Annotated in this window: 2 protein-coding genes; both read right to left on the bottom strand. The window is 68.6% G+C overall.

Annotated features, from left to right (window positions below; all coding sequences use genetic code 11):
- On the bottom strand, positions 1–863 hold an 863-nt coding region (gene ctlX / locus J7024_RS36845), incomplete at its 3' end, for a citrulline utilization hydrolase CtlX (protein ID WP_234746045.1).
- A gap of 59 nt (positions 864–922) precedes the next feature.
- Positions 923–2,002, bottom strand: a complete 1,080-nt coding sequence (locus J7024_RS36850; RefSeq protein WP_124829858.1) for an ornithine cyclodeaminase — start codon at positions 2,000–2,002, stop codon at positions 923–925.
- Positions 2,003–2,015: the final 13 nt, after the last annotated feature.

A 2,015-nucleotide genomic window follows, 5' to 3' on the forward strand; every position in this document is an offset into this window, starting at 1 on the left:
TCGAGCGGCAGCAGCCGCGCCGAGCGCTCGATCGCGGCGCGCTGTTCGCCGCTCAGGCAGTCGAATGCGCGCCGCGACAGCGCGAGCACGCGCCCGTCCTTGCCCGACAGCTCCAGCGTATTACCCGCGAAATTCGCGATCTGCGCGTAGTCGAGCGCGATCACCGTGCGGCCGGTTTCGGTCAGGCGTTGCGCGATTTCGTCGCGGCGCCGGCGGTCGGCGATCAGGTCGAGGCCGACCATCGCGAACTCGGTCGCGACGCTCATCATCACGTTCGTGTGATAGATCGGCCGCCCGTTCGCGTCGGCCGTGTCGAAGCAGATCGGCTCGAAGTTGAAGTGCGTGCAGAAGCGTTCGAGCGCAACCGGATCGGCGCGGCGCGAGCGGGCGGTGTACGCGATCCGCGCGACGTGATCGAGCACCATCGCGCCGGTGCCTTCGAGGAACACGTCGTCGTATTCGAGCCCCGAGTAGTCGATCACGTCCTGCACGCGGTAGTCGGCCTTCAGCATCTCGACGATGTCCATGCGCCGTTCACGTCGGCGGTTCGGGCTGACCATCGGGTACAGCGCAATGTGGCCGCCCGGATGCGTGGAGAACCAGTTGTTCGGGAACACGGAGTCGGGCGTGTCGCGCTCGCCGTGGTCGTCGAATACGTGCACGCGCACGCCTGCTTCGGCGAGCGTGTGTGCGGCGGCCGTGACTTCGTCGCGCGCGGCGGCGGACACCGACGCGGTGTCGCGTGCGCCGGCGGCGGCCGTGCGCTGGAACGCGTTGTCGGCCGCGGTCTGCGGGTTGGGCAGGAAGCGGTGCGGCCGGATCATCACGACGGCGGCCGGCGCCTGGATCGATACGAGATTCATGAACGGTAGTGGCGAGAGACGAGGAACCGGGCGGCACGCACGCCGCCCGGCAATGACGGTCAGCGGGCGAAGGCGGCGACGGCTTCGGCGACGAACGTCGCGTGAGCCTGGGAGATCGCGGCCGGATCGTCGATCAGTGCGAACAGGTTCTTCGGATCGACAGCCGGCGGGATCAGCGCGATCTCGATGCCGGCGTTGTGCTGCTGCGCGAGCGCGTAGAGGTAGCGCAGCGCCGAATAGTCCTCGAGCGCGAAGCCGACCGAGTCGAACACCGTGACTTCGTCCGCGCGTTCGCGGCCGGTCGTCTCGCCTTGCAGCACGCGCCACAGTTCGGTGACGGGGAAGTCGGCCGGCATCTGCTGGATCTCGCCTTCGATGCGCGACTGCGGCTCGAATTCGACGAACACGCGACCCGCATGCAGCACGCCGGCGTCGAGCTCGGTCTTGCCTGGGCAATCGCCGCCGACCGCGTTCAGGTGCATGCCGGGCTCGATCATGTCGGCCGTGACGATCGTCGCGTAGGCCTTGTCGGCGGTGACGGTCGTGACGATGTCGGCGCCGCGCACGGCATCGGCGGTCGACGCGGCGCGCACGACGCGCAGCGCCGGATAGGCGGCGAGGTTCTTCACGAGCTTGTCGGTGGCGAGCGGATCGACGTCGAACACGCGGATCTCTTCGATGCCGAGCAGCGTGTGGAACGCGATCGCCTGGAATTCGCTTTGCGCGCCGTTGCCGATCAGCGCCATCGTGCGCGAGTCGGGGCGTGCGAGAGCCTGCGCGGCGAGCACCGACGTTGCGGCGGTGCGCAGCGCGGTGGTCAGCGTGAGCTCGGCGAGCAGCAGCGGGTAGCCGGTATCGACTTCGGCGAGCGCGCCGAACGCCATCACGGTGTGCATGCCGCGCGCGGCGTTCACGGGGTGGCCGTTCACGTACTTGAACGCGAAGAGCGAGTCGTTCGCGACGGGCATGAGTTCGATCACGCCGTTGCGCGAGTGGCAGGCCACGCGCGGCGACTTGTCGAAGTCGGCCCAGTGCAGGTAATCGGCGCGCAGCGTGTCGACGAGTTCGCGCAGGAACGGCGTGACGCCGGTTTTGGCGATCAGTCGGGCGGTGGCGGGAACGTCGAGGAAGCGGGTCATCGGTCAGTCTCCA

This window comes from Burkholderia sp. WTPI3, assembly GCF_021483755.1.
Classification (GTDB): domain Bacteria; phylum Pseudomonadota; class Gammaproteobacteria; order Burkholderiales; family Burkholderiaceae; genus Burkholderia.

What these genes read in the sequence shown, in the direction of transcription:
- J7024_RS36850 (WP_124829858.1), bottom strand. Translation starts at nt 2,002, where the DNA reads ATGACCCGCTTCCTCGACGTTCCCGCCACCGCCCGACTGATCGCCAAA.